The organism is Gordonia sp. N1V (assembly GCF_029269935.1).
GTDB lineage: Bacteria > Actinomycetota > Actinomycetes > Mycobacteriales > Mycobacteriaceae > Gordonia > Gordonia polyisoprenivorans.
This window is the reverse complement of record NZ_JARJDD010000005.1, coordinates 15,264-40,112: the sequence shown is the minus strand read 5'-3', so window position 1 is coordinate 40,112 and position 24,849 is coordinate 15,264. Positions and strand designations below refer to the sequence as shown.

Genomic DNA, 24,849 nt, shown 5'->3' with positions numbered 1-24,849 from the left:
CGGTTTCCGGAGGGAATGTCATACGGATCGACGTGCGCCTCAGCCCAGCAGGCCCCGTACCTCGTCGACGAGGCCGTCGAGCGAGGCCCGATGCTGGTCGCCGGTCGCGAGATTCTTGATCTCGATGGTGCGCTCGGCGAGTTCGCGATCACCGAGCACGAGCGCGAGCCGTGCCCCGGACCGGTCGGCCGCCTTCATCGCACCCTTCAGACCGCGATCGCCGTAGGCGAGATCGACGCTGATTCCCGCGGCCCGCAGAGTCCCTGCGACAGATACCAATTCGGCTTTCGCATCGGCACCGAGCGGAACCCCGAAGACCTCGACGCGCGCGGCGTCGGCACCCGCGACGCCTTCCGCTTCGAGGGCGAGCATCGTGCGATCGACGCCGAGGCCGAATCCGATACCCGACAGATCCTGCTTACCGCCGATCTGCTGCATGAGGCCGTCGTAGCGTCCGCCGCCACCGATCCCCGACTGCGCACCCAGTCCGTCGTGGACGAATTCGAAGGTGGTCTTGGTGTAGTAGTCGAGTCCGCGTACCAGCCGCGGATTGATCTCGTAGGGCACGCCGAGCCGGTTCAGGTGGGCGAGCACGGTGTCGAAGTGTGCCCGCGCGTCGTCGCTCAGATAGTCCAGCAGCAGCGGCGCGTCGGCGGTGGCGGCCTTGATCTCGGGACGTTTGTCGTCGAGCACACGCAGCGGATTGATCTCGGCGCGTTGACGGGTCGGCTCGTCGAGGTCGAGCCCGAAGAGGAACTGCTGCAACGCTTCCCGATACCGGGGTCGGCTCTCGTCGTCGCCGAGGGAGGTGATTTCCAGCCGGAAGCCGGAGAGCCCGAGGCGTCGGTAGCCCTCGTCGGCGATCGCGATGACCTCGGCGTCGAGGGCCGGATCGTCGACGCCGATGGCCTCCACACCGACCTGCTGGAGCTGGCGGTAGCGACCGGTCTGCGGCTTCTCGTACCGGAAGAACGGACCCGCATAGCAGAGTTTGACCGGCAACTGACCACGGTCGAGACCGTGTTGGATGACCGCGCGCATCACGCCCGCGGTGCCCTCCGGGCGCAGCGTGACCGAGCGGCCACCGCGGTCGGCGAAGGTGTACATCTCCTTGCTGACGACGTCGGTGGACTCACCCACCCCACGCGCGAACAGCGCGGTGTCCTCGAAAACGGGCAACTCGATGTGGCCGTACCCCGCACGCCGTGCCGCCTCGGTGAGTGTGTCGCGCACCTTGCGGAAGTCGGCCGAGGCCGGCGGGTAGTAGTCCGGGATACCCCGAGGTGCGGCGAAATCGTTGGTCACAGGCCCATTCGTCCCTTCTTCGCGGTACTGGTGCCCTCGGCGCCACCGGCGAGACCGGCGAGGAACGGATTGCTCGCACGTTCGGCACCGATCGAGGTCTGCGGTCCGTGCCCGGGCAGGACCTGGGTGTCGTCGGTGCGGGTCAGCAGCCGAGCAGCGATGGAGTCGAGCAGCTGCTGATGGTTGCCGCCGGGCAGATCGGTACGGCCGATCGACCCGGAGAACAATACGTCACCGGAGAAACACACCGGGACGGTGTCACCGGCGCCGCTCTCGTCGACCGGCACATCGAGGGTCAGCAACACCGAGCCCTGCGTGTGACCCGGTGCGTGGTCGACCGCCAGCCGCAGCCCGGCGATCTCCACCGTCTCGCCGTCGACGAAGTCGAGCACCTTGTCCGGTTCCCGGAACTCCAGCGACCCGATCACCGAGGAGAGCGCATGGCCGAGACCGATGCCCGGATCGGCGAGCATCGGCCGGTCCTCGGGGTGGATGTAGGCCGGGATCGAGAACTCGTCGCAGAGATCCGCGGCGGTCCACGTGTGATCGAGATGGCCGTGGGTCAGCAGTACCGCGACCGGGGTGAGATCATGCTCTGCCAGCACCTTCTTCGCCATCGGTGCGGCGTCCTGTCCGGGATCGATGACGACGGCCTCGCCACCGGGTGCCGGGGCGAGGATGTAGCAGTTGGTCTGGAACATGCCTGCGGGGAAGCCGGTGATCAGCATGGCTCCATTGTGTCTCATGGGAATCCGGCGGCCTCGGCCGCGGTCGGCGTACCAGCTCTTTTGTCGGCGCGAGCGTCGCCACGCCCGGCTGTGTCCTCGACCCGGTGCGGCGAGTTCACAGGAGATACTGGCACACTGCATGGGGTGTCCGGCGGGAGTCGGACGACGAGCAGAGCGCATACGACACCAAGCGCACACCGAGGAGGGGTCACAGCGTGGCGAGCAACAAGGAACCCGAGAAGCCGGGTGCCCACAACGATGCCGACAACGATGACCCGGCCACCTCGAGTCCGACGGGGCCGAACCTGAGCAAGAATCCCTCCGATCCCGCGGGCGACGGTCCCGCGGATCCGGCGACGGGCGACCGGGCGCTGACCAACGAGCAACGACGCGAGGCCGCCAAGCGCAAGCTCGAGGAACGGTTGGAGCGCGAACGCGCGGCTGCCCGCAAACGCAAGGTCCTCATCGGTTCGGTTTCGGGTGTGGTGGTCATCGCGGTACTGGCGACCGCCACCTACTTCATCGTCGACAAGATCCAGACCGATCGATTCAACGCCTCGCACACGACGTGCGATTACGTCGCCAAGGACAGCAACTTCAAGCAGATCCCGACGACGGTTCCCGCCGAGATCACCGATCCCGCCCAGCGCGCGCTCTATCAGGAGCAGATCGACAAGGTGAAGGCCGGCGAGTCCAAGCAGAAGACCGCGCCGATGCCCGACAAGACGCAGGCCAAGGACGGCACGTCCACGCTCACCCTGACCACCACGCAGGGTGTCGTGCCGGTCGATCTCAATCGCACCGGTGCTCCGTGTAACACCGGCGCGGTCATCTCGCTCGCCGATCACGGCTACTACGACAACAGCCCGTGCCATCGGATGACGACCGCGGCGCTGAAGGTCCTGCAGTGCGGTGACCCGACCGGCACCGGTCTCGGCCAGCCCGGCTGGACGAGCCCCGACGAGCCGCCGACCGATCTCAAGCCGTCCGGTCAGGCCAACCCGATGACCGGCCAGCAGGCCGTCACCTACCCGCGCGGGACCGTCGCGATCGCCAACAGCGGTAGCGCCCAGCAGGGTGAGGCGAATTCCGGTGGGTCGGCGCAATTCTTCATCCTCATCCAGGACGGCACCCTGCCGCCGAGTTACGCGGTGGTCGGCACCGTCGCACCTGACGGTATGAAGGTCATCGACAAGGTGTTCGCCGGTGGCGTGAACCCCGGCATCGGACCCAACCAGACGACCGGCGCGTACGAGCGCACCGCCGACGACGGCTCACCGAAGCTGCCGATCACCATCGAGACCGCCAAGGTCTCCTGACGCCGATCTCGCCACGGCCCGGCCGTGGCGAGACCCATCAGGCCGCCGACTTCTCAGGCAGCCGAGGTGACGCGGTACACGTCGTAGACGCCTTCGACATTGCGGACGACGTTCAAGACGTGTCCGAGGTGCTTCGGGTCGCCCATCTCGAATGTGAATTTGCTGATCGCGACGCGATCGCGGCTGGTGGTGACCGATGCCGAGAGGATGTTCACCCGTTCGTCGGCGAGCACCTTGGTCACGTCGGAGAGCAGCCGGTGACGGTCGAGCGCCTCGACCTGGATGGCGACGAGGAAGATCGATTCGGGTGACGGCGCCCAGGAGACGTCGATGATCCGTTCGGACTGATCGCGCAAGGCGGTGGCGTTGGTGCAGTCGGTGCGGTGCACGCTGATCCCGCCACCGCGGGTCACGAAGCCCATGATCTCGTCACCGGGTACCGGGGTGCAGCACTTGGCGAGCTTGATCAGCACATTGTCGACGCCCTCGACGACCACGCCGGCATCACCGCCCTGACGGGAACGGCTGGGCATGGTCGACGGGGTGGAGCGCTCGGCGATCTGCTCGGCGGCCTCGTCGATGCCACCGAGAGCGGCGACGAGACGGTTCACCACATGCCGAGCCGAGACGTGGTTCTCCCCGACCGCGGTGTAGAGCGCGCTGACATCGGTGTACCGCAATTCCTTGGCGACCGCGGCCATCGAGTCCGCACTCATCAATCGCTGCAGCGGCAGTCCCCCGCGGCGGACCTCCTTGGCGATGGCGTCCTTGCCGTGCTCGAGCGCCTCCTCGCGACGCTCCTTGGCAAACCACTGCCGGATCTTGGCCTTCGCACGTGGTGAGACGACAAAGTTCTGCCAGTCCTTGCTGGGCCCGGCCGTGGGCGCCTTCGAGGTGAACACCTCGACGACCTCACCGTTCTCGAGGGTCCGTTCGAGGGCGACGAGCCGGCCGTTGACACGTGCGCCGATACAGCGGTGACCGACCTCGGTGTGCACCGCGTAAGCGAAATCGACCGGTGTCGACCCGGCGGGCAGCGTGATCACATCACCCTTCGGGGTGAACACGAAGATCTCCTTGACCGCGAGGTCGTAGCGCAGCGACTCCAGGAACTCCCCCGGGTCGGCGGCTTCTCGCTGCCAGTCGAGGAGTTGGCGCATCCACGCCATGTCGTCGACCTCGGCGACATCGGATTTGCGACCCTTGCGATCCTTGTAGCCACTCTCCTTGTATCGCCAGTGGGCGGCGATGCCGAACTCGGCGGTGCGGTGCATGTCGTAGGTGCGGATCTGCACCTCGAGGGGTTTGCCCTCGGGGCCGATCACCGTGGTGTGCAAGGACTGGTAGACCCCGAACCGTGGCTGGGCGATGTAGTCCTTGAACCGGCCCGCCATCGGCTGCCACAGCGAGTGCACCACGCCGACCGCGGCGTAACAGTCGCGCACCTCGTCACACAGGATGCGCATGCCGACGAGATCATGGATGTCGTCGAATTCGCGGCCCTTGACGATCATCTTCTGATAGATCGACCAGTAGTGCTTGGGCCGGCCCTCGACCGTCGCGGTGATCCGGGCCGAGGACAGCGCGTTGTTGATGTCGGCGCGCACCCGCGCCAGATAGGTGTCGCGTGAGGGTGCGCGGTCGGCGACCAGCCGCACGATCTCCTCGTACCGTTTGGGGTGCAGGATCGCGAAGGAGAGGTCCTCGAGCTCCCACTTGACCGTCGCCATACCGAGCCGATGGGCAAGGGGCGCAATGACTTCCAGCGTCTCTCGCGCCTTGCGGGCCTGCTTCTCCGGGGGCAGGAAGCGCATCGTGCGCATGTTGTGCAACCGGTCGGCGACCTTGATCACCAACACGCGTGGGTCACGGGCCATCGCGATGATCATCTTGCGGATCGTCTCGGCCTCCGCGGCGCTGCCGAGGGCCACCTTGTCGAGCTTGGTCACCCCGTCGACGAGGTGGGCGACCTCCGCCCCGAACTCCGATTCCAGTTGCTCGAGGCTGTATCCGGTGTCCTCGACGGTGTCGTGCAACAGCGCGGCGACCAGGGTGATGGTGTCCATACCGAGGTCGGCGAGGATCGTGGCCACAGCGAGCGGATGGGTGATGTAGGGGTCACCGGACTTGCGGTTCTGCCCCTGATGACGTTCGTCGGCGACGTCGTAGGCGCGTTGCAGCAACGCGACGTCGGCTTTCGGGTAGATCTCCCGGTGCAGGGTGACCAGCGGTTCGAGCACCGGACGAACCGGGCTGCGGGTCGCGGTCATCCGGCGCGCGAGGCGGGCACGCACCCGCCGCGACGCGGACGAATGTTGTGGCAACGCATCGTTGGGGTCGCCCGCTGCTGCGGACTCGACCGATGCCGACTCCACCTCGGCGGGTCCGGCGTCGGTGATCGGGCCCGCGGTGTTCGGCTCGTCGGCCATCAGACCCTCCCTCGGCTTCGGCGGTGGACGCGGCGGGCGCATCGGATCGTTGCCTCACACCACAGGTCGGTCCCACCACACATGTCGCAAGTCTAATCCGCGCATTCGGGAGCACCGGCGGTCCGGCCGGAATGTGACGAGCCGGGCAGCCCGTGGCGGCATCACGGCTCAGCGATCGCCACGTATCCGCTTGAGCCGCGCCTTGCCGAGATTGGAGCGCACCACCCAGGCGACGTCGGGGTCCGGATCCTGTGACAGCGCGTCGAACACCGGCAATCCGGCGTCCGGGTCGGCGGCGACCGCGACGCTCCACCCGTATCCCAATCCCTTACGCAAGGTACGGGTGTCCGGTGCGCGCCGGCGTGCGTCGGGGACGGCACGCAATACGTCGGTGGCCCGTTCGCACACGTCGATCGCGTGGGCGGCCATCTCGGGGGTCCGCAGCAGCCTCGGTTCGCAGATCGCGGCGACCGCGGCGCGGGCGAGCAGGGGGCCGGGTCCGTCCGCCCACTCCCGTGCCACCGCGGCCATCGAGTCGGGATCGTCGTCACCCCACCGTTGCAGCGCCATGGCCACGCCCTCCCGTATCCGCCACCGCTCGTCGGCGGCGAGTTCACGCAGCCGGACAAGACCTTTCGAGCGGTCCTCGGCCGCACGGAGCAGACGTCCGATCCCGGCGGCCCCGCAGGTGGCCCGGTATTCGTCGGCGTCATCGACGGCCTGCCAGATCGTCGTGGCGGACGCCTCCTCCACGAAGGCGGCCAGCAAGGTCAGGTTCGCCCGTGGCCCGGGCAGACCCGAGTGCGCATCCAGATAGGCCAACCACCGCGCCGGCGCGTCGCCCAAGGCGGCGAGTTCGCGTCGATACTCCTCAACACCCATGCCCGCCAACGATTCTCATCGGTCGATCAGTCGGAGGTGACCGCGTGCACCGGAATGCCGGCGAATCCGTCGGCGATGCGGGCCCGACCGCCGAGCGCCGCGATCTCCATGATCACCGCGACCCCGATCACCTCGGCGCCGGCGCGACGGAGCAGTTCGGCCGCCGCCACCACGGTGCCGCCGGTGGCAAGGACGTCGTCGACGAGCAGTACCCGCGATCCGGTGATGTCGATTCCGCTCGCCGGGATCTCCAGTCGCGCACTGCCGTATTCGAGGTCGTAGTCGATCGAGTACACCGGTGGCGGGAGTTTCCCGCCCTTGCGGACGGCGAGGATTCCGACCCCCAGTTCCCGCGCGACGGCTCCACCGAGCAGGAAGCCGCGGGCGTCGATGCCCGCCACCAGATCGACCGACCCGCAGCCATGGGTCAGCGCGGTCACGATCGCCGACAACCCGTCGGGGTCGGCGAGCACCGGCGTCAGATCCTTGAAATCGATTCCCGGCGCCGGGAAATCGGCCACCATGCGGCCGTGTTCGGCGATCGCGGTTCGCGCCCGGGCCAGGGCGTCGACAGTCGGGGCGTCGACAGTCGGGGTGTCGGGGGTAGGGCTATCACTGTCCTTGCTCACTGGCTGCGTACCCATCGGTCCATGTTCCATCCCGTTCCGTTTCGCCCCGCACCTGCGACGACGTTGGTGATCCGATCTTTCCAGCCATGCGCGCGGGGGGCGGCGAACAGCGGGATCGAGGGCACTTGAGCCCACGCCGCGTTCTCGATGGTCCGGACGAGCGCGAGTCGCTCGGATTCGAGATCGGTGACCGCCAGAGCGTCGATCGCGTCATTGACCTGCGGGTTCGAGAAGTTCGCCAGGTCGAGTGGGTCGTCTCCACGCAGTTGGTAGGCATCGCGGGCCTCGTCCGCGGCCCCCGCGGCGGCGAAGGCGGCGCCGTTGGCCAAAAACAGCGCGTCGGCCGAGGAACCGAGTGTTCCGACCCCGTGGGTGTCGGCACCGACATCGGTGACGGTGATTCCTGCGGGGGCACACGCGGTGGCGATGCCCGCGACCATCTGTTTCCAGCGCTCGGTCGGTGCGGCATAGCCGATACGCACCGTCTTGGCCGGTCGACCCCCGGCATCATCGGCCGCCTGGGACAGCAGGTCACGGGCGCGCGGGAGATCGGGACGTGCGTATTGCGTGCCGAACTCGCCGTTCAGCGATGCGGCCAACTCGTCGCCCGGCGCGAGTACCCGCATATTCCACATCTGGGCCCCGTATCCGAATTGCCGGGCGAGCGCATCGCGTGGCACACAGGAGGCGAACGCCCGTCGCACCCGGGCGTCGGCGAACACCCCGCGCCCGGACAGCACGAGCCCCTCGACGCCGAGCGCCTGACCGGGCGCCCCGACCCGTAGTCCGGCACCGGCGGTGGCCGCGGCCGACGTGGCGCCCGACCGCATCTCGTCGGCGCCGGCGACGAGACCCGCGGTGACGTCGGCGACGTCGTAGTCGCCGTCGGCGATGCGTCCGGCGGCGTCGCTGCTGCGGCCGAAGATCGCGATCCGTGAGGTGGCCGGCGGATCACCCCACCACTTGTCGTTGGCCACCAGCACCACTCCGCCGGATGTCGAGTAGCTCGCGATCTTGTACGGTCCGGCGGACGGGAAGCGCTCGGGGTCGAGGTCTCCCGGGGCGAGGTCGAAGCCGGTGTTCCAGGCCGTGGCGATGCGCGCGATCGCGGCGCGGTTGCCGGTGCGGATCGGGTCGGACACGTCGGGGACCCCGGCAGCGCGGGCCACCACCTGCGCCGGCAGCAGCGTGCCCGCGCCGAACAGCGAGGCCCAGTCGGAGGGGTCGCGTCCGGCGGCGAAGGTGACGGTTGCCGTCTTGTCTCCGGGCGCGCAGTCGACGGAGTCGATGTCGCGATAGCCCGCGGTGGTCGCCGGGGTGAACTGGCCGAATCGCCCGCTCATCGCCGCCCAGGCCAGCACGAGGTCGTCGCAATCCATCGCCGTGCCGTCGGAATACGTTGCGCGCGGGTTGAATTGGTACTTCAGGGACAGCCGGGTACCGGGCTCACGGATGACCGTACCGACATCACGGTCGGGGGTGACCTGTCCGGCGTCGCCGAGATAGCTGAACCCGGGGAGCACGCGCGTGAACGCCATCAGCACGCCGTCGGCGTTGCCGTTCTCGGTGTTCGCGTTGTAGCTGCGGATGTCGGCGTCGACGACGTAGTTGATCGTCGGAGGCGCATCGTCCCGGGAGCAACCGGCGATCAGCCCGGCACCCACCACCAGGATCACCACCAGGACTGCTGACCTCATCACCGGTGTGGTCGTGCCATGCCAACACCTGGATTGCCGACCTCTGGATGCCACGACTGCCGAGACTATCGCGCGCGACGCCGTTTCCCGCTCGGTGCCGTCGGGGTGTCGTCCTCGGCGGCTCCCCGACCGGTCGACGCCCGGGACGGACGGCGACGCGGCGGTGTGCTGCCGGCGTCCGGGTCCTGCCCGGCGGCGATGGCCGCGCGTCGATCCAGTACGCGGGCGGTGTGGCGGGCGATCTCACGACGCCGTTCCTTGAGCGTCACCAGCAGCGGGGTCGCGAGGAAGATCGACGAGTAGGTGCCGACCACGACGCCGACGAGCTGGATCAGCGCCAGATCCTTCAACGTGCCAACCCCGAGCAGCCACACGGCGATGACCATCAGCGCGATGATCGGCAGCACCGAGATGATCGTGGTGTTGATCGAGCGCATCAGGGTCTGGTTCACCGCGAGGTTGGCCTGCTCGGCGTAGGTGCGACGCGTCGTCTGCAGTACCGAACGGGTGTTCTCCGAGACCTTGTCGAACACGACGACGGTGTCGTAGAGCGAGAAACCGAGGATGGTCAGCAAACCGATGACGGTGGCCGGGGTGACCTCGAAACCGACCAGCGAATACACCCCGGCCGTGCAGATGATGTCGAAGAACAGGGTCGCCAGCGCGGCGATCGACATCTCCCGGTCGAAGCGCACCGCGATGTAGACGAAGACGATCACCAGGAACACGGCGAGGGCGAGCAACATCTTCTCGGTGATCTCACGTCCCCACGTGGAACTCACCTCGGAGATGCTGACGTCGGCGGCCTTGAGTGTCGGCGCATACGCGTCGGTGAGGGCGACGGTTACTGCGCGTGCCTGCTCGGCACTGAGCGCGTCGGTGCGCACCTGCACGGTTTCGCTCGACCCCGATCCGGCGGTCTGTACCGAATCCGGGGCACTGCCGAGCGCCTTGCCGACGATGTCCTCGACGGACTGGCTGGTGATGCCCTGCGACACCGGGATCGAGATCTGCGTGCCGCCCTCGAAATCGATACCGAAGGTGAACTGGCGCACGCCGATCGAGATGATGCCGACCGCGAGGATCAGCGCGGTCACGAGGTACCACATACGGCGTTTGCCGATGACCTCGAAGGCGCCGGTGCCGGTATAGAGGCGCGAGAGGAACGACCGGGAGGTGTCGGCGTGGAAGTCGGCATCACTGCCGGCGATCGTCACCGCCGTCGCGGTCGCGGTACCCGACTCCTCGCCCGTCGTCGTGCTGCCGGTCGGTGCACCGCTGCTCCGATTGCTGCCGGTCATTTCGCCGATCCCTTCGTCGGACCAGAGGGGGTCGAGTCGGTTGATGTCGAGGCCGCGCCTGCCGGTGCCGCGCTTGCCGGCGTCTTGGACGGACTGAGGTTCGACACCCGTTCGGCCCGTGAGGTTCTGCGCGCTCGCGCGACCTCGCTGACCGCACCGAGTCCGTTGACCCGCGGTCGCGACAGGAACTCCGAGCGGCTGGCGAGCACGACGAGCGGGTGCGTGACCAGGAACACGACCACGATGTCGAGGATGGTGGTCAGGCCGAGGGTGAAGGCGAATCCGCGCACCTCGCCGACGGCGAGGATGTAGATGACCGCCGCGGCCAGGAAGCTGACGGCGTTACCCGACCAGATCGTGCGTCGCGCGCTCGCCCAGCCGCGCGGGACCGCGGACCGGAAACTTCGTCCCTCACGCATCTCGTCCTTGATGCGTTCGAAGTACACGACGAAGGAGTCTGCGGTCATACCGATACCGATGATCAGACCGGCGATACCGGCCAGATCCAGGGTGAACCCGATCCAGCGACCGAGCAGCACGATGATGCCGTAGACCATCACCAGCGACAGCAGCAACGACGCCACGGTGAGGAAGCCGAGCATGCGGTAATAGGCCAGCGCGTAGATCAGCACCGCGATCAACCCGATCGCACCGGCCAGGAGGCCGGCCCGCAACGAGGACAGACCCAGTGTGGCCGAGACGGTTTCGGCGTCGGAGGTGGAGAACGACAACGGCAGTGAACCGTACTTGAGCACGTTGGCGAGATCGGTGGCCTCGGCTTCGGTGAACGGCGAGCCGGTGATCTGGGTGGCCCCGCTGATCGCCTGGTTGATCACCGGCGCCGACACCACGCGGGTGTCGAGGGTGAACGCGGTCTGCTTGCCGATGTTGTTGGCGGTGTACTCCGGCCAGGTCGTCGCGGCGGCGCCCTTGTATTCGAGGCTGACGATCCACTCACCGGTCTGTGGGTCGGTGCCCGCACTGGCCGATTTCACATCCCGCCCATCAATGATCTCCGGCCCGAGCAGGTACACGGTCTTGCCGTCGGTGGAGCAGGCGACCAGGTATTCCTTCGGGTCGTCGTTGCCCAGCAGTGGGTCGTTGGCGCCGTTGGCGCAGTTCATCTTCGACATGTAGCCCTGCAGCGCCTGGGTGTTGGCGCCGGCGGGAGCCTGCCGGTTCTTCTTCTCCTGGGCGATCTGCGCGGCCACCTGGTCGGCGGGGAGTTCGTTGGAGTCCTGGGTGCGCGTGGTGTTGGGCGGCTGCGGCGTCGCCGGTGCCGAGGTCTCGACCGGACGCACGTACAGCCGGGCGGTCTGACCCAGCGATTTCGCCTGGGAGCCGTCCTGGCCGGGCACGGTGATGACCAGGTTGTTCCCGCTGACCACGACCTCCGAGCCGCTCACGCCGAGCCCGTTGACGCGCTGCTCGATGATCTGCTTCGCCTGGTTCAACTGGTCGCGGGTCGGCGCCTGGCCGTTGTCGGTGCGGGCGGTCAGCGTCACGCGGGTCCCGCCCTGCAGGTCGATGCCCAGCTTCGGTTCGGGCGAGCCGCCACCGGTGAGGAAGACGAGGAGATAGACGAGGGCGAGGAGCGCGACGAACGCCGTCAGCGGCTGCCACGGCGGGATCTCGATCGACGACGAGCGGCCCGGCGGACGGCGCCGGGTGCCCTTCTTCGATCCCCCCGCCGACCGCGATCGGGTCGATTGGGCCGGCGCCTTCCGCCCGCCGGGACCTGCCGTCCCGGTCGAATCGGCGGCGGTTCCCTTCGATTCGGCCCCACGCGAAAAACTCACGTACTCGATCTCCTTTGATGAGCGTCGACCGGCGCACCTGGGCACACTCGTCGACGCGGACTACGCGGCGCGAACAGCCCGAGGGCCTCGATCGCGCGATCGAGTGGCCACTCTACTGCCCCGCCCGCGCAGAACGGCACGCCACCGCCCCCGACGGCCCGGCGTCACGGGCGACAGCCCTCCCCCCGGTGGGCCCGACGGGTCGGTCAAGCGGCCTGCGGTCGGTGTCGGGTGTTCCTACTTGTCCGAGTCGGCGGACGTGTCGCCGCCGGACTTGTCGAGGTTCGGCCGATCGGTGGTGACGTCGGTGGGGGTGATCGTCTCGGGCGCCTCGTCGATCGCCTCGGCGTCGGCCGCGGCGAACGGCGGGGTGTAGCCGGGGTAGGTCGCGGCGGCCTCGTCGGTGGGTATCACGCGCATGACGGCCAGCCGGTTCCATCGGGTGACCAGGCCGGTCGCGATCTCGACGTCGATGTACTCCGACGAGGTCGCGTCGATCACGGTGCCGAAAAGTCCGCTCGACAGCTGGATGCGGGTACCGGTCTGGACGGAGTTCTGCATTTCCTGCGTCTCGGCGGCACGCTTCTTCTGCTTGCGCACCGAGAAGAACATGAAGCCGACCATCAGGACCAGCAGAAGTGGGAGAAACAGAGATTCCATCGAGGTGTCGTCGTCCTTGTCGTATCGAGATCGTCACCCGCGGCGCGGCGCTGATGCCACGCTCGGCGGGTCGCCGGTGAGGGGCTCCGGCGAAGTCACGCGCCCGCGACCCGTCGCCCCGGGGTGATGATGATGACCACCGGTGACGTCGGCGCCGAGCGCACGCACTCCCTCAAGTGTGCCATGCGGGGCAAGTCGCTCCCAACGCCGAGAATGTCGGCTTTGTCGCATATATGCCGCAATGGCGCGATGAGAGGGTCGGACCTTCCTCGCCGTGGGCGCTCAGATGTCGTCGAACAGCGACGGGCTGCCCATCTCGCGCGGGCGGACCCCGAAGGTCGCGTTGAGTGCACCGGCGGGCGGTGTGAGTCCGAGGTGGTGCCACGCCGCTGCGGTCGCCACGCGTCCTCTCGGTGTGCGTGCGACCATCCCGGCGCGCACCAGGAACGGTTCGCACACCTCCTCGACGGTCGCCGGCTCCTCGCCGACGGCCACCGCCAGTGTCGACACCCCGACCGGCCCGCCACCGAATGCCCGGATCAATGCATCCAGGACGGCGCGGTCGAGGCGGTCGAACCCCAGTTCGTCGACGTCGTAGACGGCCAGCGCCGCACGTGAGATGTCGACGGTGATCACCCCGTCCCCGCGGACCTCGGCGTAGTCACGAACGCGCCGCAACAACCGGTTGGCGATGCGGGGCGTGCCCCGGGAGCGGCTCGCGATCTCCGAGGCGGCGTCGGCCTGCAGGTCGATGCCCAGGATCCCCGCCGATCGGCGCAGCACCCGGACCAGCTCGCCCGTCTCGTAGAACTCCATGTGTGCGGTGAACCCGAAGCGGTCACGCAGCGGGCCGGTCAGCGATCCGGATCGGGTGGTGGCCCCGACCAGGGTGAACGGTGCCACGTCGAGCGGAATCGAGGTCGCGCCGGGTCCCTTGCCGACGACCACGTCGACCCGGAAATCCTCCATCGCCAGATACAGCATCTCCTCGGCGGGCCGGGCGATCCGATGGATCTCGTCGATGAACAGCACGTCACCCTCGACCAGGTTGGACAGCATCGCCGCGAGGTCGCCGGCGCGTTCGAGAGCGGGCCCGGAGGTGACCCGGATGGCCGCACCCATCTCCCCGGCGATGATCATCGCCAGCGACGTCTTGCCCAGACCGGGTGGCCCCGACAGCAGGATGTGGTCGGGAGTGCTGCCGCGTTTCTTCGCGCCGTGCAGCACCAGCTCGAGCTGTTCACACACCCGCGGTTGGCCGATGAACTCGGCGAGCGATCGCGGACGCAGCCCGGCGTCGAAGTCACCGTCGGAGCGCACCGGGGTCGCACTGACCTCCCGCTCCTCCTCGAGTCCATCGTCGGGGAGGCGGTCGTCGGCGAGGCGGTCGTCGGGGTTCATGCGGACTTCCCGAGCAGGGCCAGCGACCGGCGCAGCGCCATCGACGCGTCCGCATCCGGTTGCTCGGCGAGCACCGCGGCGACCGCCTTCTCCGCCGGCGCCGCGGTGAAGCCGAGTCCGACGAGCGCCTCGGCGACCTGACCGGCCACCCCGACCGGCCGCGCTCCCGCACCGCCGGCGACGTCGGCGACCGGCCGGTCGACCTTGTCACGCAGTTCGACGACGAGCCGCTCGGCGACCCGCTTCCCGATACCCGGCACGCTCGTCAACGCCTTCACGTCGGAATCGGCCAGCGCCCGCCGCAACGCATCGGGCTCGAGTACCGCCAGCGTCGCCATCGCCAGACGTGGCCCGACACCGGTGACCGTCTGCAGCAGGGCGAACAACGCACGGGCGTCGGGTTCGGTGAACCCGTACAGGGTCATCGAGTCCTCGCGCACGATCATCGAGGTCAGCAGCGTCATCTCGTCGCCGCGTCGCATCCGCGAGAGTGTGTCGGGGGTCGCCAACACCCGGTAGCCCACCCCGGCGCAGTCGATGACGACGTGGTCGAGGGCGACCTCGACCACCGGTCCGCGTACCGACGCGATCATGAGCTCGTCCCCTTCCGCCCGGCCGGCACCGTCGCCGCGCGCGCCGCGGCGACCCGTTGCCGGTGTACCCGGGCCATCTGTTCGGCGCGCTGCTGTGCCTGTGCCATCCGTTCGATCATCGGTCCCCGCCAGCAATGGCAGATCGCGAGCGCGAGGGCGTCGGCGGCATCGGCCGGGCGGGGTTTGGTCTGCATTCCGAGGATACGGGTCACCATGGCGGTGACCTGCGCCTTGTCGGCGCGGCCGCTGCCGGTGACCGCGGCTTTCACCTCCGATGGGGTGTGAAAACGCACCGGCACGTCGCGTTGACCTGCGGCCAGCGCGATGACCCCGCCGGCCTGCGCGGTGCCCATCGCCGTCGACACCTGGTTCTGGGCGAAGACACGCTCGATCGCCACCACATCGGGCTGGTGGATGTCGAGCCACTGGCTGGCCGCGGTGTACACCGCGAGCAGGCGTTGGGCGAGTTCCATGTCGGTGGGTGTGCGGACCACATCGACGTCGAGGGCGGTCACACTGCGACCACTCCCCGACTCGACCAGCGCGATCCCGCACCGGGTCAGCCCCGGGTCGACGCCCATCACCCGCACTCGACACTCCTCCACCGACAACGAACAGTTGTTCGAGATTCTAGCGACGCCGACCGACAGAGAGTGGGATCGACACGGCAACCCGTGGCGAACGAACACGGCCGAACCGTGGAGAATACGGCCGTGCCCGCCTACCGCCCGATCGACCCCGAGGGCCTGGTCGTCACGTGCGCCGAGAGGTGCGCGGCCCTGCCCGGTCAACCGGTGGTCGGGATCGACGGTGCGGTGGCGGCCCGGCCGGACCTGTTGGCGCTGCGGGTCATCGAGGTGCTGCGCTCCCGCGGACGTGCGGCGGAGGTCGTCCGGGTCGGCGACTACGTCCGCCCGGCCTCGCTGCGGCTCGAATGGGGACCGCACGACCCCGAGGCGTTCACCACCTCGTGGTACGACTTCGCGGCGCTGCGCCGGGAGGTACTCGACGGTATCCGCGACCACCGACGATGGTTGCCGCGGCTCTGGGATGAACTCTCCGACAGGTCATTTCGCGATCAACGGCTCGATGCCGCCTGCCAGATCACTCTGATCGCCGGTGAGATGGTAGTGCGCGACGATCTCGACCTGGACCTGACGATCGCGCTGCGGATGAGTCGCGCGGCACTGTTACGCAGGACGCCGTCCGACCGGCAGTGGACGATCGACCCGTTGCTCGACCATCAACGCGACGCACCCGACCCCGACGTCGAGGTCCGCTACGACCAACCGGACCGGCCGGCGCTGCGGGGTTGAGGGCTGAGCGGTTGACACAGCTGAACCGATGCCGGCTGCGGTGTCGGGGGCTCAGCTGTCGAGTTCGGCGAGCACCTCGTCGCTGACGTCGACATTGCTGTACACGTTCTGGACGTCGTCGGAATCCTCGAGCGCGTCGATCAGCTTGAACACCTTGCGCGCCCCCTCGGCGTCGACGGGCACCTCCACCGACGCACGGAAGTCGGCCTCGGCCGATTCGTAGTCGATGCCGGCCTCCTGCAGGGCGGTACGCACCGCGACGAGATCGGTCGGCTCGCTGACCACCTCGAACGTCTCGCCGAGGTCGTTGACCTCCTCGGCGCCGGCGTCGAGTACGGCCATCAGGATGTCGTCCTCGCTCTGACCGTTCTTCTCCAGCGTCACCACACCCTTGCGGGTGAACAGGTAGGCCACCGACCCGGGATCGGCCATGTTGCCGCCGTTACGGGTCATCGCGGTCCGCACCTCGCCGGCGGCGCGATTGCGGTTGTCGGTGAGGCACTCGATGAGGATGGCGACACCGTTGGGTCCGTAGCCCTCGTAGGTGATGGTCTGCCAGTCGGCGCCACCGGCCTCTTCGCCGCCGCCCCGCTTGCGGGCCCGCTCGATGTTGTCGTTGGGCACCGACGACTTCTTGGCCTTCTGGATCGCGTCGTAGAGAGTCGGGTTGCCGGCGGGGTCACCACCACCGGTGCGCGCAGCGACCTCGATGTTCTTGATCAGCTTGGCGAACATCTTGCCGCGCTTGGCATCGATGACGGCCTTCTTGTGCTTGGTGGTCGCCCATTTGGAATGGCCGCTCATACGCTCTTCCGATCCTTCCCGTGCACCGGAGGAGCCCCTGACGGGGAGATCCGGGCATGACTTCTGTGGAACACGTCACTACTCGTCGAACACGTCGGAGATCGATTCTACCGACGCGCCACCCGCCTCAACCGCGCACCATGTCGACGAAGTGCGCGTGCACCCGCCGATCACCGGTCACCTCGGGGTGGAACGAGGTGGCCAGCACATTGCCCTGCCGCACCGCGACGACCCTCTCGGCGGCCGGGCCGCCGGGCACCCGGGCGAGCACCTCCACGTCGGCGCCGACCTTCTCCACCCAGGGCGCGCGGATGAACACCGCACGCATCGACGGTCCGCCCTCGGTGATGTGTTCGACGTCCAGGTCGGTTTCGAAGGACTCGACCTGACGGCCGAAAGCATTGCGGCGCACCGTGATATCGAGGGCATCGAGATGCCGGGCGTCGGGTCGCGTGTCGAGGATATGGGAGGCGAGCAGGATCATCCCGGCGCACGAGCCGTAGGCGGGCATGCCCTCGGCGAGCCGCTCGCGCAGCGGTTCGTACAACTCGAAGATCCCCAGGAGTTTGCTCATCGTGGTCGACTCGCCACCGGGGATCACCAGACCGTCGACCCGGTCGAGTTCGGTCGGGCGTCGGACTGCGGACGCCTGCGCGCCGGCACCGGTCAGCGCGGCGAGATGCTCGCGGACGTCACCTTGGAGCGCGAGCACCCCGATCCGAGGTCGGGCGCCGCTCACCGGTTCTGCCGGGCGTGCTGATCGGCGGGCATCACGCGCCCGGTCCGGCTCAAGCCCTCTTGGGTCACCGCGGCCACCATCCGTCCGGCCCGGTCGAAGATGCGGCCCTGGGTCAGGGTGCGCCCGGCACCCGCCGACGGCGACGTCTGGTCGTAGAGCAGCCACTCGTCGGCGCGGAAGTTTCGCATGAACCACATCGCGTGGTCGAGGGACGCCGATTGGGGTTCGACGCCGGGATGGGGCACCTTTGAGGACCCGAGCAGGGTCATGTCGCTCATGTAGGCCAACGTGCACACGTGGATCGTCTGATCATCCGGCAACGGTTTGCGGTATCGGAACCACACCCGTTGCTGGGCGACGAAGAACGGTGAGGTGACCAGTTTGTCGGCCGGAACGATGCGGATGTCGAAGTTGTCCCACTCCTTGAACACCGCTTTTTCGTCGTCGCCGGCCAGGACGTGCCGGTCGGGCAGGTCCTCGGGGGCCGGTGCGGGCGGAATGGGGTCCTGATGTTCGATGCCCTCGTCGGTGGTGACATGGAACGACGCCGACATCGTGAAGATGGCCTCGCCGTTCTGGATTCCGGTCACGCGACGGGTGACGAAGGAACGGCCGTCACGGATGCGGTCGACGAGGAAGACCGCGGGAATGTCGGGGTTGCCGGGCCGCAGGAAGTACCCGTGCAGCGAATGCACCGAGAACTCGTCGGAGACGGTCCGTGTCGCCGAGACCAGCGCCTGGCCGGCAACCTGTCCGCCGAAGGTGCGTTGGAGCTGACTCTCGAAGGCCCCGCCCCGATAGATGTCGGTCTCGATGCGCTCGACCCTGAGGACGTCCTCGATCTCTGCCACCCGACCAGTATCCCGTATGCGTTCCGTCGACACTCGAAAGGGCCTGCGCAGACGGCTCGCCGCGCGGACGCCGTGGGCACCGGGTGCCCGGATTCCTCACAGCTCGTCGAGACGAACCAGACCATCCTGAACGGCGCGCGCGACGAGCGCCGCCTTGGTCGGCGCGGTACGGCCGATCTCGGCGTACTTGGCGCGGATGCGGGTCAGGTGGGTGTTGACGGTGCCGAGCGAGATGAACAGCTCCTGCGCCACAGCGGGTTTCGAGTCCACCATCAGCCAGGTGCGCAGCACCTCGATCTCGCGGTTGGTCAGGCTCGGCCGGGGCAGTTCGGGAGCGGCGGCCTCCTCGACGGGTTGCGGCGCCTCGGGAACCAGGCGCATGTGCGGGCCGGCCGGCATCGGCTGCTGACCGGGCAACGGCATCCGGCGGGCCGCGAGGCGCGCGAGCGCCTCGGTACGCCGACGGTCGGCCTCGGCGCGGCGACGAGCGGCCTGGGCGAGCTGACTGGCGGGGATGTGGGAAACGACTGCGGTCATGGTGTCCTCCTGGATTCGCGTCATGCGTTGGGCTCCGTTGCCCCGATGCAGAAGACGTTATGAGCGATCCGACGGGAGGTCGATGGGGAGAACTCCCCTGCCCATGGGTAGAACTACCCATGGGATAAGCGCAGGTCAGAAGGGGTAATTTCGAGCCGGTGAGGAGTTGTTGCCACGACTACCCATGCGTCGTTCCCCAGGAAGGGGGAACGGGCCCCGACATCAGCTCGCGGCGTTGCGCGCGGCTTCGGCGTCGATCAGCGGGAGATCGTCGCGGGTGACGATGCGGGAGGCGACCGCGTACTCGACCAGACGGGCGCGGCGGTTGCTGGCGAGCTTGCCGCCCCCGGCGCGCATCCCGCTGACCCCGAGTTGATCGAGCTTGTCGCAGACGTTGTCGAGTTTGCGGTTGAACTTCGTCAGCGGCCACCCCAACCGGGCGGCCGCCTTCGCCGACGACGGGATCGCGCTGGCCCCGGTGCCCTCGCGCCGCAGGATCTCTTCCGCGAGCACGACGATGAGCAGTTTCTGGCTCTCGGTGAGCATCGGGACGCCCTGGGTGGTGCGACCGCCGATGAAGGACTGCTCGGTGAGCGGGCGCACCTGTGGGGCCGTGGCGTAGACGCTGAGTTCGTAGGTGGTCGGGCCGGCGGTGAACACGATCGTCGTCTCGCCGAACACCAGCGGCATACGAGCACCCGGGCCGAGGGTCGCCGAGAACCCGACGTCGCCGGCCGACACGCTCGCCGAGAGGTGGGTGCCCAGGTTGGTGAGCCACCACAGTCCGTTTTCGTTGTGCAGCACCAGGAATCGGCGATGCAGATAGGGGTTGTCGTCGACGGAGAGGTCGGCTTCGCGCCCGACGGTGAATCGTCGGTCACCCATCAACGGATAGCGCTCACCGCAGTATTCGACGTAGGTCATTCCCGGGGGCACCGGAGTGCTCCCCGAATGCTCCGACCCCGGATGTCGCGGTTCAGGAATCATTCATCCGACCCCGATCACTTCTCCGGCGTGGGCTCCACGTCGCCCCCGTCGGTTGCGGTCCCGTCGGCCACGGTTTCCGAGGCCACCGTTTCTTCCGCTTGTTCGGCCCCTGCGTCCTGGGCCCCTGCGTCGTGAGTTCCTGTCTCCTCGACAGCCGCCCCGTCGATCGCGGTGCCGTCGACCCCCGCGTCGTCCGCCGCAGCGCCGTCGACCCCAGCGCCGTCGCCCTCAGCACCGTCCGCGTCGCCGTTCACGGCGGGCATCCGGATGGTCGGGACCGATTCGTGGACCTCGACGACGATCACGGTCACGTTGTCGTGAGCGCCGAGTTCCAGTGCGGCGTCGACGAGTTCGTCCGCGGCGTCGACGACGCCGCCGGCGTCACCGAGGATGCGGGCGATCTCGTCGTCGGGTAGTTCCCCGGTCAAACCGTCCGAGCACATGAGCAGGATGTCGCCCGGCAACGCGACGGTGCTGAAGTAGTCGGCGACGGGCTCGATCATGCCCGCGCCGAGCGCTCGGGTGATCACGTTGCGGCGCGGATCGGTGCGGGCGTCCTCGGGGGTGAGGAACCCGGCATCGATGAAGTCCTGGACCTGCGAGTGATCGCGGGTCAGCTGCTGCAGGGTGCCGTGCTGGAACCGGTAGGTGCGCGAGTCGCCGATGTTGAGGATCAGCCAGTGCGGCTCGCCCTCGACGGTGACCAGCACCGCACCGGTCGTCGTGGTTCCCGCGCGGCGTTCCGAGGAGGTCTCGATGTCGGAGATCCGGGCCTGCGCCTCGTCGAGGAGGTCGATGAGGGCCTTCTGCGTCTCGATCAGCTCGCCGGCACTCGTGGCAGCCGACAGCGTCAGCAGCGCCGCCTCACTGGCGAGTTCCCCGCTGTCGTGCCCGCCCATACCGTCGGCCAGCAGGTACTTTCCCGGCATGGCCAGAGCAGCGTCCTCGTTGGTCTCACGCACCCGGCCGACGCTGCAACGCACCGCCCACTCCAGACGCAGATCCTCCACGAAGTGGGTGCCCGAGGTCGCCTCGTCGCGGACGATGCTCACCGAATCCATGGTCAGCAGATCCTACCGGCGAGACCTCGCCGGATAGCGTCGGACCACACCGGAAAACAGCCGTTCGGTCGACGGATACTCGCGGTCAGGACGGTCACCAACCTCGTTCGGCGAGCCGGTGCGGCGCCGGGATGTCGTCGACGTTGATCCCGACCATCGCCTCACCGAGTCCGCGCGAGACCTTCGCCAGCACGTCGGGGTCGTCGTGGAAGGTCGTCGCCTGCACGATCGCGGCCGCACGCTGCGCCGGGTTGCCGGACTTGAAGATGCCCGATCCGACGAACACGCCCTCGGCGCCGAGTTGCATCATCATCGCCGCATCGGCCGGGGTCGCGATGCCACCGGCGGTGAACAAGGTGACGGGCAGCTTGCCCGCCCGCGCGACCTCGGCAACCAGCTCGTAGGGCGCCTGCAGCTCCTTGGCGGCCACATACAGCTCGTCGGTCGGCAGCGAGCTGAGCCTGCGGATCTCGTCGCGGATCTTGCGCATGTGCGTCGTCGCGTTCGAGACGTCGCCGGTGCCGGCCTCACCCTTGGACCGGATCATCGCCGCTCCCTCGGTGATACGGCGCAGCGCCTCACCGAGATTGGTGGCACCGCAGACGAACGGCACCGTGAACGCCCACTTGTCGATGTGGTTGGCGTAGTCGGCCGGGGTCAGCACCTCGGACTCGTCGACGTAGTCGACGCCGAGGCTCTGCAGGATCTGGGCCTCGACGAAGTGGCCGATACGGGCCTTGGCCATCACGGGGATCGATACCGCGGCGATGATCCCGTCGATCATGTCCGGATCACTCATCCGCGAGACGCCACCCTGGGCACGGATGTCGGCGGGCACACGCTCGAGCGCCATCACCGCGACCGCGCCGGCGTCCTCGGCGATCTTGGCCTGATCGGGGGTGACCACGTCCATGATCACGCCGCCCTTGAGCATCTCGGCCATGCCCCGCTTCACCCGCGCGGTGCCCTGTCCGGACTCGGGGGTGCCGTGGTGTCCGTTGATCGCGGACGTCGCATCAGACCCGGGGGTGGTCCCGGACTGGGGTTGGCTCACTGGAGGTCTCCTGATTCGCGGTTCTTCGAGTCTCGGCGACGGCGCAGCCCTCGGCTGCGCAGCGCGTCCCACCAGGATAGGTGAGGTGTCCGGCGCACTCGCCACACACCTCGGTTTGGCCGACTCCGCTCAGTCGGCGGTGCCGGGGGTCACCCGCTCGACGATCTCGAAATACTCGGGTCGCTGTGCGCGTCCGCCCAGGCGCAACAACCGCACCAGGAAGCGGTCGGCCAGGCTGAGGGTGTCGCGGACGGCGTCGTTGTAGAAGCGGCGGGCCATCATCACCCGGGTCTCGGCGTCGGCCAATTCGGCGATCAGTCCCGGTGGACGGACCGACGGGTCCACCCTGCTCAGCGCCGTGGACAAGGCATTCTCGGCATCCTCGCGGGAGGCGCGCGGAGCGTGCTCGGCGGCGTCGGCACAGGCGGCGAGGTGCCGTGCGGCGGTGGCGATCTCCGGATCACCGGAGTCCTCCATCCACGCGGTGAGTACCCGCACCACCACGGTTCGACGCTCCAGTGCCGCCTCCAGCGCCTGCCAGGCGAGGTCGACGCGGACGTTGAGCCGGTCGAGCCGATTCGCGCGACTGTAGGCCCAGGCACCGATGATCACCAGGATCGCCACGACGATCACGACCACCACGATCGTCAACGCCGACATCTCCTCCACCCCCTCGGTTCGTGCGGCACGACGTCAGTCCGACACCACGACCGGGCCGGCACCGACGGTGACGGTCTCGTACACGCGCATGATCTGATCGGCGACCCGCGACCAGTCGTAGCGGGCCGCGCGGGCACGTGCGGCCCGCACCTGGTCGGCGCGGGCGTCGTCGTCGGCGAGTAGTTCGATCAGTCCCGACGCCAGTTCGTCGGCGGCGCCGACCGTGAACAGCCGGCCCGCCCGGCCGTCGTCGAGCACGCGCCGGAACGCGTCGAGTTTGCTGGCGATCACCGCCGCGCCGGCGGCCATGGCCTCGACGAGCACGATGCCGAAGCTCTCGCCACCGAGGTTCGGCGCGCAGTACACCTCGGCCGAGGCCAGCGCGCGGGCCTTGGTGGCGTCGTCGACCTGACCGAGGAACACGAGGTGGTCGGCGAGATCTCCGGCGCGGCGACGCAACGCCTTCTGGTTACCACCGCCGACCACGAGGACCCGCAGGTCGCCGAATTGCTCCACCACCGTGGGCAGTGCGCGCATGAGGATGTCGATGCCCTTGCGGGGCTCGTCGTAGCGACCGAGGAACAGCACCGTACGCCCCGGCCACGGATAGCCGTCGAGGGGTTCGGCGTCGGCGAACGATCCGACGTTGATGCCGTTGGGGATCTCCACCGCGTCGGAACCCAGCGACTCCATCTGCCATCGTCGTGCCAGTTCACTGACCGCGATCTTGCCCGAGATGCGCTCGTGATAGGGCCGCAGCATGCCTTGGAAAGTGCTGAGCCACAACGATTTCGACGTCGATGTGTGGAATGTCGTGACGATCGGCCCGGAGGCCACCATCAGTGCCATCATCGACAGGCTCGGCGAATTGGGTTCGTGGACGTGCAACACGTCGAAGTGGTTGTCGGCGATCCAGCGACGCAGTCGTCGATATCCGTTGGGGCTGAAGTTCACCCGCGATACCGAGCCGTTGTAGGGAATGGCGAGCGCCGGGCCGCCGGAGACGACGTAGTCGGGTAGGTCGGTGTCACCGTCGGCGGGGGCGATCACGCTGACATGGTGTCCGCGTTCGATGAACACCGCGGCGAGTTCGGCGACGTGCGCCTGCACTCCGCCGGGGACGGAGAACGAGTACGGGCACACCATGCCGATCCTCATGTGCTCTCCCCGGCCCCGTGCACCCGATCACGCTGGCGCTCCGACCAGTCGGCTTCCCACAGGGGCTGCAGCATGTGCCAGTCGGCGGGGTGTGCGGCGATGTTCTCGGCGAAGGTGTCGGCGAGCGCCTGGGTCGCGGCCTCGACACCGACGGATACGTCGATCTCGTTGCTGACGGTGATCTGCGAGCCGGGCGCGTCGGTGAACCAGTGGTGCACCGGCAACAAGCCGGCTCCGGTCTCGATGGCCAGCCGCGCCGAGCCCGCAGGCATGCGGGTGCGTTCGCCGAAGAAGGTGACCGGGACGCCGTGGCGCGCGATGTCGCGTTCGCCGAGCAGGCACACGATTCCGCCGGCGCGAAGGCGCTCGGCCAACAGGCCGAACGGTGGCTGCTCGCCGCCGGAGAGCGGAAAGATCTCGAATCCCAACGACTCCCGGTAGTCGACGAACCGACGGAACAGCGATTCCGGTTTGAGTCGTTCGGCGACGGTGGCGAAACTCCCGCGGTTCTGCACCAGCCAGACGCCCGCCATGTCCCAGTTGCCCGAGTGCGGCAGCGCCAGGACCACACCCTTGCCGCGGTCGAGAGCCGCATCGAGTCGTGCCTGATCAGGGGGTGGGACGACGACGGTCTCGGCGGTGGCCGCCAGGTCCTGCGCGGGCAGACGGAAGGCCTCGTACCAATACCGCGCATAGGAGCGCATCGCATCGGCGACGAGGTCGTCGGGGACCTGGGCGCCGGTGGTGCCGAGGACCCGGGCGAGATTACGGCGCAACTGCTCCGGTCCGCCATTGCGGCGCCCGGCGAAGGCACCGGCCCGGTCGAAGGCGGCGCGCGCCGGTCCGTCCGGAGCATGGCGGACACCGGCCCACCCGGCCCGATAGCCGAGGTCGGCGGCACCCGCGGACAGCCGCTCGAGTGCTGACCCCACCCTCGTC

General features: G+C 68.4%; 24 protein-coding genes. 2 read left to right on the top strand and 22 right to left on the bottom strand.

Going from position 1 to position 24,849, the window contains the following annotated elements:
* Window positions 1–39: 39 nt before the first annotated feature.
* Together hisS and P3L18_RS08455 are read right to left on the bottom strand one after the other, a co-directional pair.
* Window positions 40–1,305 carry a histidine--tRNA ligase gene (gene hisS, locus P3L18_RS08460; RefSeq protein ID WP_014359897.1) on the bottom strand — a complete coding sequence of 422 codons (1,266 nt, stop codon included), beginning with the start codon at window positions 1,303–1,305 and terminating at the stop codon, window positions 40–42.
* A complete protein-coding gene (locus tag P3L18_RS08455; protein ID WP_014359896.1) occupies window positions 1,302–2,033 on the bottom strand; it encodes an MBL fold metallo-hydrolase in 732 nt (243 codons plus the stop codon). Before P3L18_RS08455 ends, hisS begins: the two co-directional genes overlap by 4 nt.
* A 215-nt stretch (window positions 2,034–2,248) precedes the next feature.
* Between P3L18_RS08455 and P3L18_RS08450 the strand changes: the two genes are divergently transcribed.
* Complete coding sequence (locus tag P3L18_RS08450; protein WP_079929597.1) at window positions 2,249–3,352, top strand: peptidylprolyl isomerase; 1,104 nt, start codon at window positions 2,249–2,251, stop codon at window positions 3,350–3,352.
* 53 nt (window positions 3,353–3,405) lie between these two features.
* Here P3L18_RS08450 and P3L18_RS08445 read toward each other — a convergent pair whose 3' ends face one another.
* From P3L18_RS08445 to ruvC, 10 genes are all read right to left on the bottom strand, one after another.
* On the bottom strand, window positions 3,406–5,781 hold the full coding sequence (locus P3L18_RS08445) for a RelA/SpoT family protein (protein WP_079929596.1): 2,376 nt from the start codon (window positions 5,779–5,781) through the stop codon (window positions 3,406–3,408).
* A 168-nt stretch (window positions 5,782–5,949) separates the two neighbouring features.
* Window positions 5,950–6,663 carry a PBS lyase heat domain-containing protein repeat-containing protein gene (locus P3L18_RS08440; RefSeq protein WP_079929595.1) on the bottom strand — a complete coding sequence of 238 codons (714 nt, stop codon included), beginning with the start codon at window positions 6,661–6,663 and terminating at the stop codon, window positions 5,950–5,952.
* A 26-nt stretch (window positions 6,664–6,689) separates the two neighbouring features.
* On the bottom strand, window positions 6,690–7,307 hold the full coding sequence (locus P3L18_RS08435) for an adenine phosphoribosyltransferase (RefSeq protein WP_253193941.1): 618 nt from the start codon (window positions 7,305–7,307) through the stop codon (window positions 6,690–6,692).
* Window positions 7,289–8,989, bottom strand: coding sequence for an ABC transporter substrate-binding protein (locus P3L18_RS08430; RefSeq protein WP_276113868.1), 1,701 nt, complete (start codon window positions 8,987–8,989; stop codon window positions 7,289–7,291). The genes P3L18_RS08435 and P3L18_RS08430 overlap by 19 nt, the downstream gene beginning before the upstream one ends.
* 65 nt (window positions 8,990–9,054) lie before the next feature.
* On the bottom strand, window positions 9,055–10,290 hold the full coding sequence (gene secF / locus P3L18_RS08425; protein ID WP_020171444.1) for a protein translocase subunit SecF: 1,236 nt from the start codon (window positions 10,288–10,290) through the stop codon (window positions 9,055–9,057).
* Window positions 10,287–12,089 carry a protein translocase subunit SecD gene (secD, locus tag P3L18_RS08420; RefSeq protein ID WP_276113867.1) on the bottom strand — a complete coding sequence of 601 codons (1,803 nt, stop codon included), beginning with the start codon at window positions 12,087–12,089 and terminating at the stop codon, window positions 10,287–10,289. The genes secF and secD overlap by 4 nt, the downstream gene beginning before the upstream one ends.
* 237 nt (window positions 12,090–12,326) lie before the next feature.
* Entirely contained in the window at window positions 12,327–12,749 is a 423-nt protein-coding gene (gene yajC, locus P3L18_RS08415; protein WP_006370218.1) for a preprotein translocase subunit YajC, read from the bottom strand.
* Between the two features lie 282 nt (window positions 12,750–13,031).
* Window positions 13,032–14,150, bottom strand: coding sequence for a Holliday junction branch migration DNA helicase RuvB (gene ruvB, locus P3L18_RS08410; RefSeq protein WP_276113866.1), 1,119 nt, complete (start codon window positions 14,148–14,150; stop codon window positions 13,032–13,034).
* The gene (gene ruvA / locus P3L18_RS08405) at window positions 14,147–14,743 is read right to left on the bottom strand and encodes a Holliday junction branch migration protein RuvA (RefSeq protein ID WP_276113865.1); all 597 of its coding nucleotides are present in this window, start codon (window positions 14,741–14,743) and stop codon (window positions 14,147–14,149) included. The genes ruvB and ruvA overlap by 4 nt, the downstream gene beginning before the upstream one ends.
* Window positions 14,740–15,333 (bottom strand): crossover junction endodeoxyribonuclease RuvC, encoded by a 594-nt coding sequence (gene ruvC, locus P3L18_RS08400; protein WP_276113864.1) that lies wholly within the window; start codon window positions 15,331–15,333, stop codon window positions 14,740–14,742. The genes ruvA and ruvC overlap by 4 nt, the downstream gene beginning before the upstream one ends.
* 108 nt (window positions 15,334–15,441) lie before the next feature.
* Between ruvC and P3L18_RS08395 the strand changes: the two genes are divergently transcribed.
* Window positions 15,442–16,059: a hypothetical protein gene (locus tag P3L18_RS08395; protein ID WP_276113964.1), complete on the top strand. Its 618-nt coding sequence runs from the start codon at window positions 15,442–15,444 to the stop codon at window positions 16,057–16,059.
* 51 nt (window positions 16,060–16,110) lie between these two features.
* On the opposite strand, the gene P3L18_RS08390 is transcribed toward P3L18_RS08395, so the two are convergent.
* From P3L18_RS08390 to P3L18_RS08345, 10 genes are all read right to left on the bottom strand, one after another.
* Window positions 16,111–16,863, bottom strand: a complete 753-nt coding sequence (locus P3L18_RS08390) for a YebC/PmpR family DNA-binding transcriptional regulator (protein ID WP_006370213.1) — start codon at window positions 16,861–16,863, stop codon at window positions 16,111–16,113.
* A 127-nt stretch (window positions 16,864–16,990) separates the two neighbouring features.
* Entirely contained in the window at window positions 16,991–17,602 is a 612-nt protein-coding gene (pdxT, locus tag P3L18_RS08385; RefSeq protein ID WP_276113863.1) for a pyridoxal 5'-phosphate synthase glutaminase subunit PdxT, read from the bottom strand.
* Window positions 17,599–18,453 carry an acyl-CoA thioesterase II gene (locus tag P3L18_RS08380; RefSeq protein WP_079929589.1) on the bottom strand — a complete coding sequence of 285 codons (855 nt, stop codon included), beginning with the start codon at window positions 18,451–18,453 and terminating at the stop codon, window positions 17,599–17,601. Before P3L18_RS08380 ends, pdxT begins: the two co-directional genes overlap by 4 nt.
* Before the next feature lie 96 nt (window positions 18,454–18,549).
* The gene (locus P3L18_RS08375) at window positions 18,550–18,990 is read right to left on the bottom strand and encodes a LuxR C-terminal-related transcriptional regulator (protein ID WP_276113862.1); all 441 of its coding nucleotides are present in this window, start codon (window positions 18,988–18,990) and stop codon (window positions 18,550–18,552) included.
* Between the two features lie 222 nt (window positions 18,991–19,212).
* Window positions 19,213–19,914, bottom strand: coding sequence for an FHA domain-containing protein (locus P3L18_RS08370; RefSeq protein WP_253193938.1), 702 nt, complete (start codon window positions 19,912–19,914; stop codon window positions 19,213–19,215).
* 77 nt (window positions 19,915–19,991) lie between these two features.
* Window positions 19,992–21,038, bottom strand: a complete 1,047-nt coding sequence (locus P3L18_RS08365; RefSeq protein WP_346348424.1) for a protein phosphatase — start codon at window positions 21,036–21,038, stop codon at window positions 19,992–19,994.
* A gap of 94 nt (window positions 21,039–21,132) precedes the next feature.
* Complete coding sequence (gene pdxS / locus P3L18_RS08360; protein ID WP_276113861.1) at window positions 21,133–22,092, bottom strand: pyridoxal 5'-phosphate synthase lyase subunit PdxS; 960 nt, start codon at window positions 22,090–22,092, stop codon at window positions 21,133–21,135.
* 129 nt (window positions 22,093–22,221) lie between these two features.
* On the bottom strand, window positions 22,222–22,761 hold the full coding sequence (locus P3L18_RS08355) for an NUDIX hydrolase (protein ID WP_276113860.1): 540 nt from the start codon (window positions 22,759–22,761) through the stop codon (window positions 22,222–22,224).
* 24 nt (window positions 22,762–22,785) lie between these two features.
* Window positions 22,786–23,910 carry a glycosyltransferase family 4 protein gene (locus P3L18_RS08350; protein WP_276113859.1) on the bottom strand — a complete coding sequence of 375 codons (1,125 nt, stop codon included), beginning with the start codon at window positions 23,908–23,910 and terminating at the stop codon, window positions 22,786–22,788.
* Complete coding sequence (locus tag P3L18_RS08345; RefSeq protein ID WP_079929582.1) at window positions 23,907–24,842, bottom strand: phosphatidylinositol mannoside acyltransferase; 936 nt, start codon at window positions 24,840–24,842, stop codon at window positions 23,907–23,909. The genes P3L18_RS08350 and P3L18_RS08345 overlap by 4 nt, the downstream gene beginning before the upstream one ends.
* Window positions 24,843–24,849: the final 7 nt, after the last annotated feature.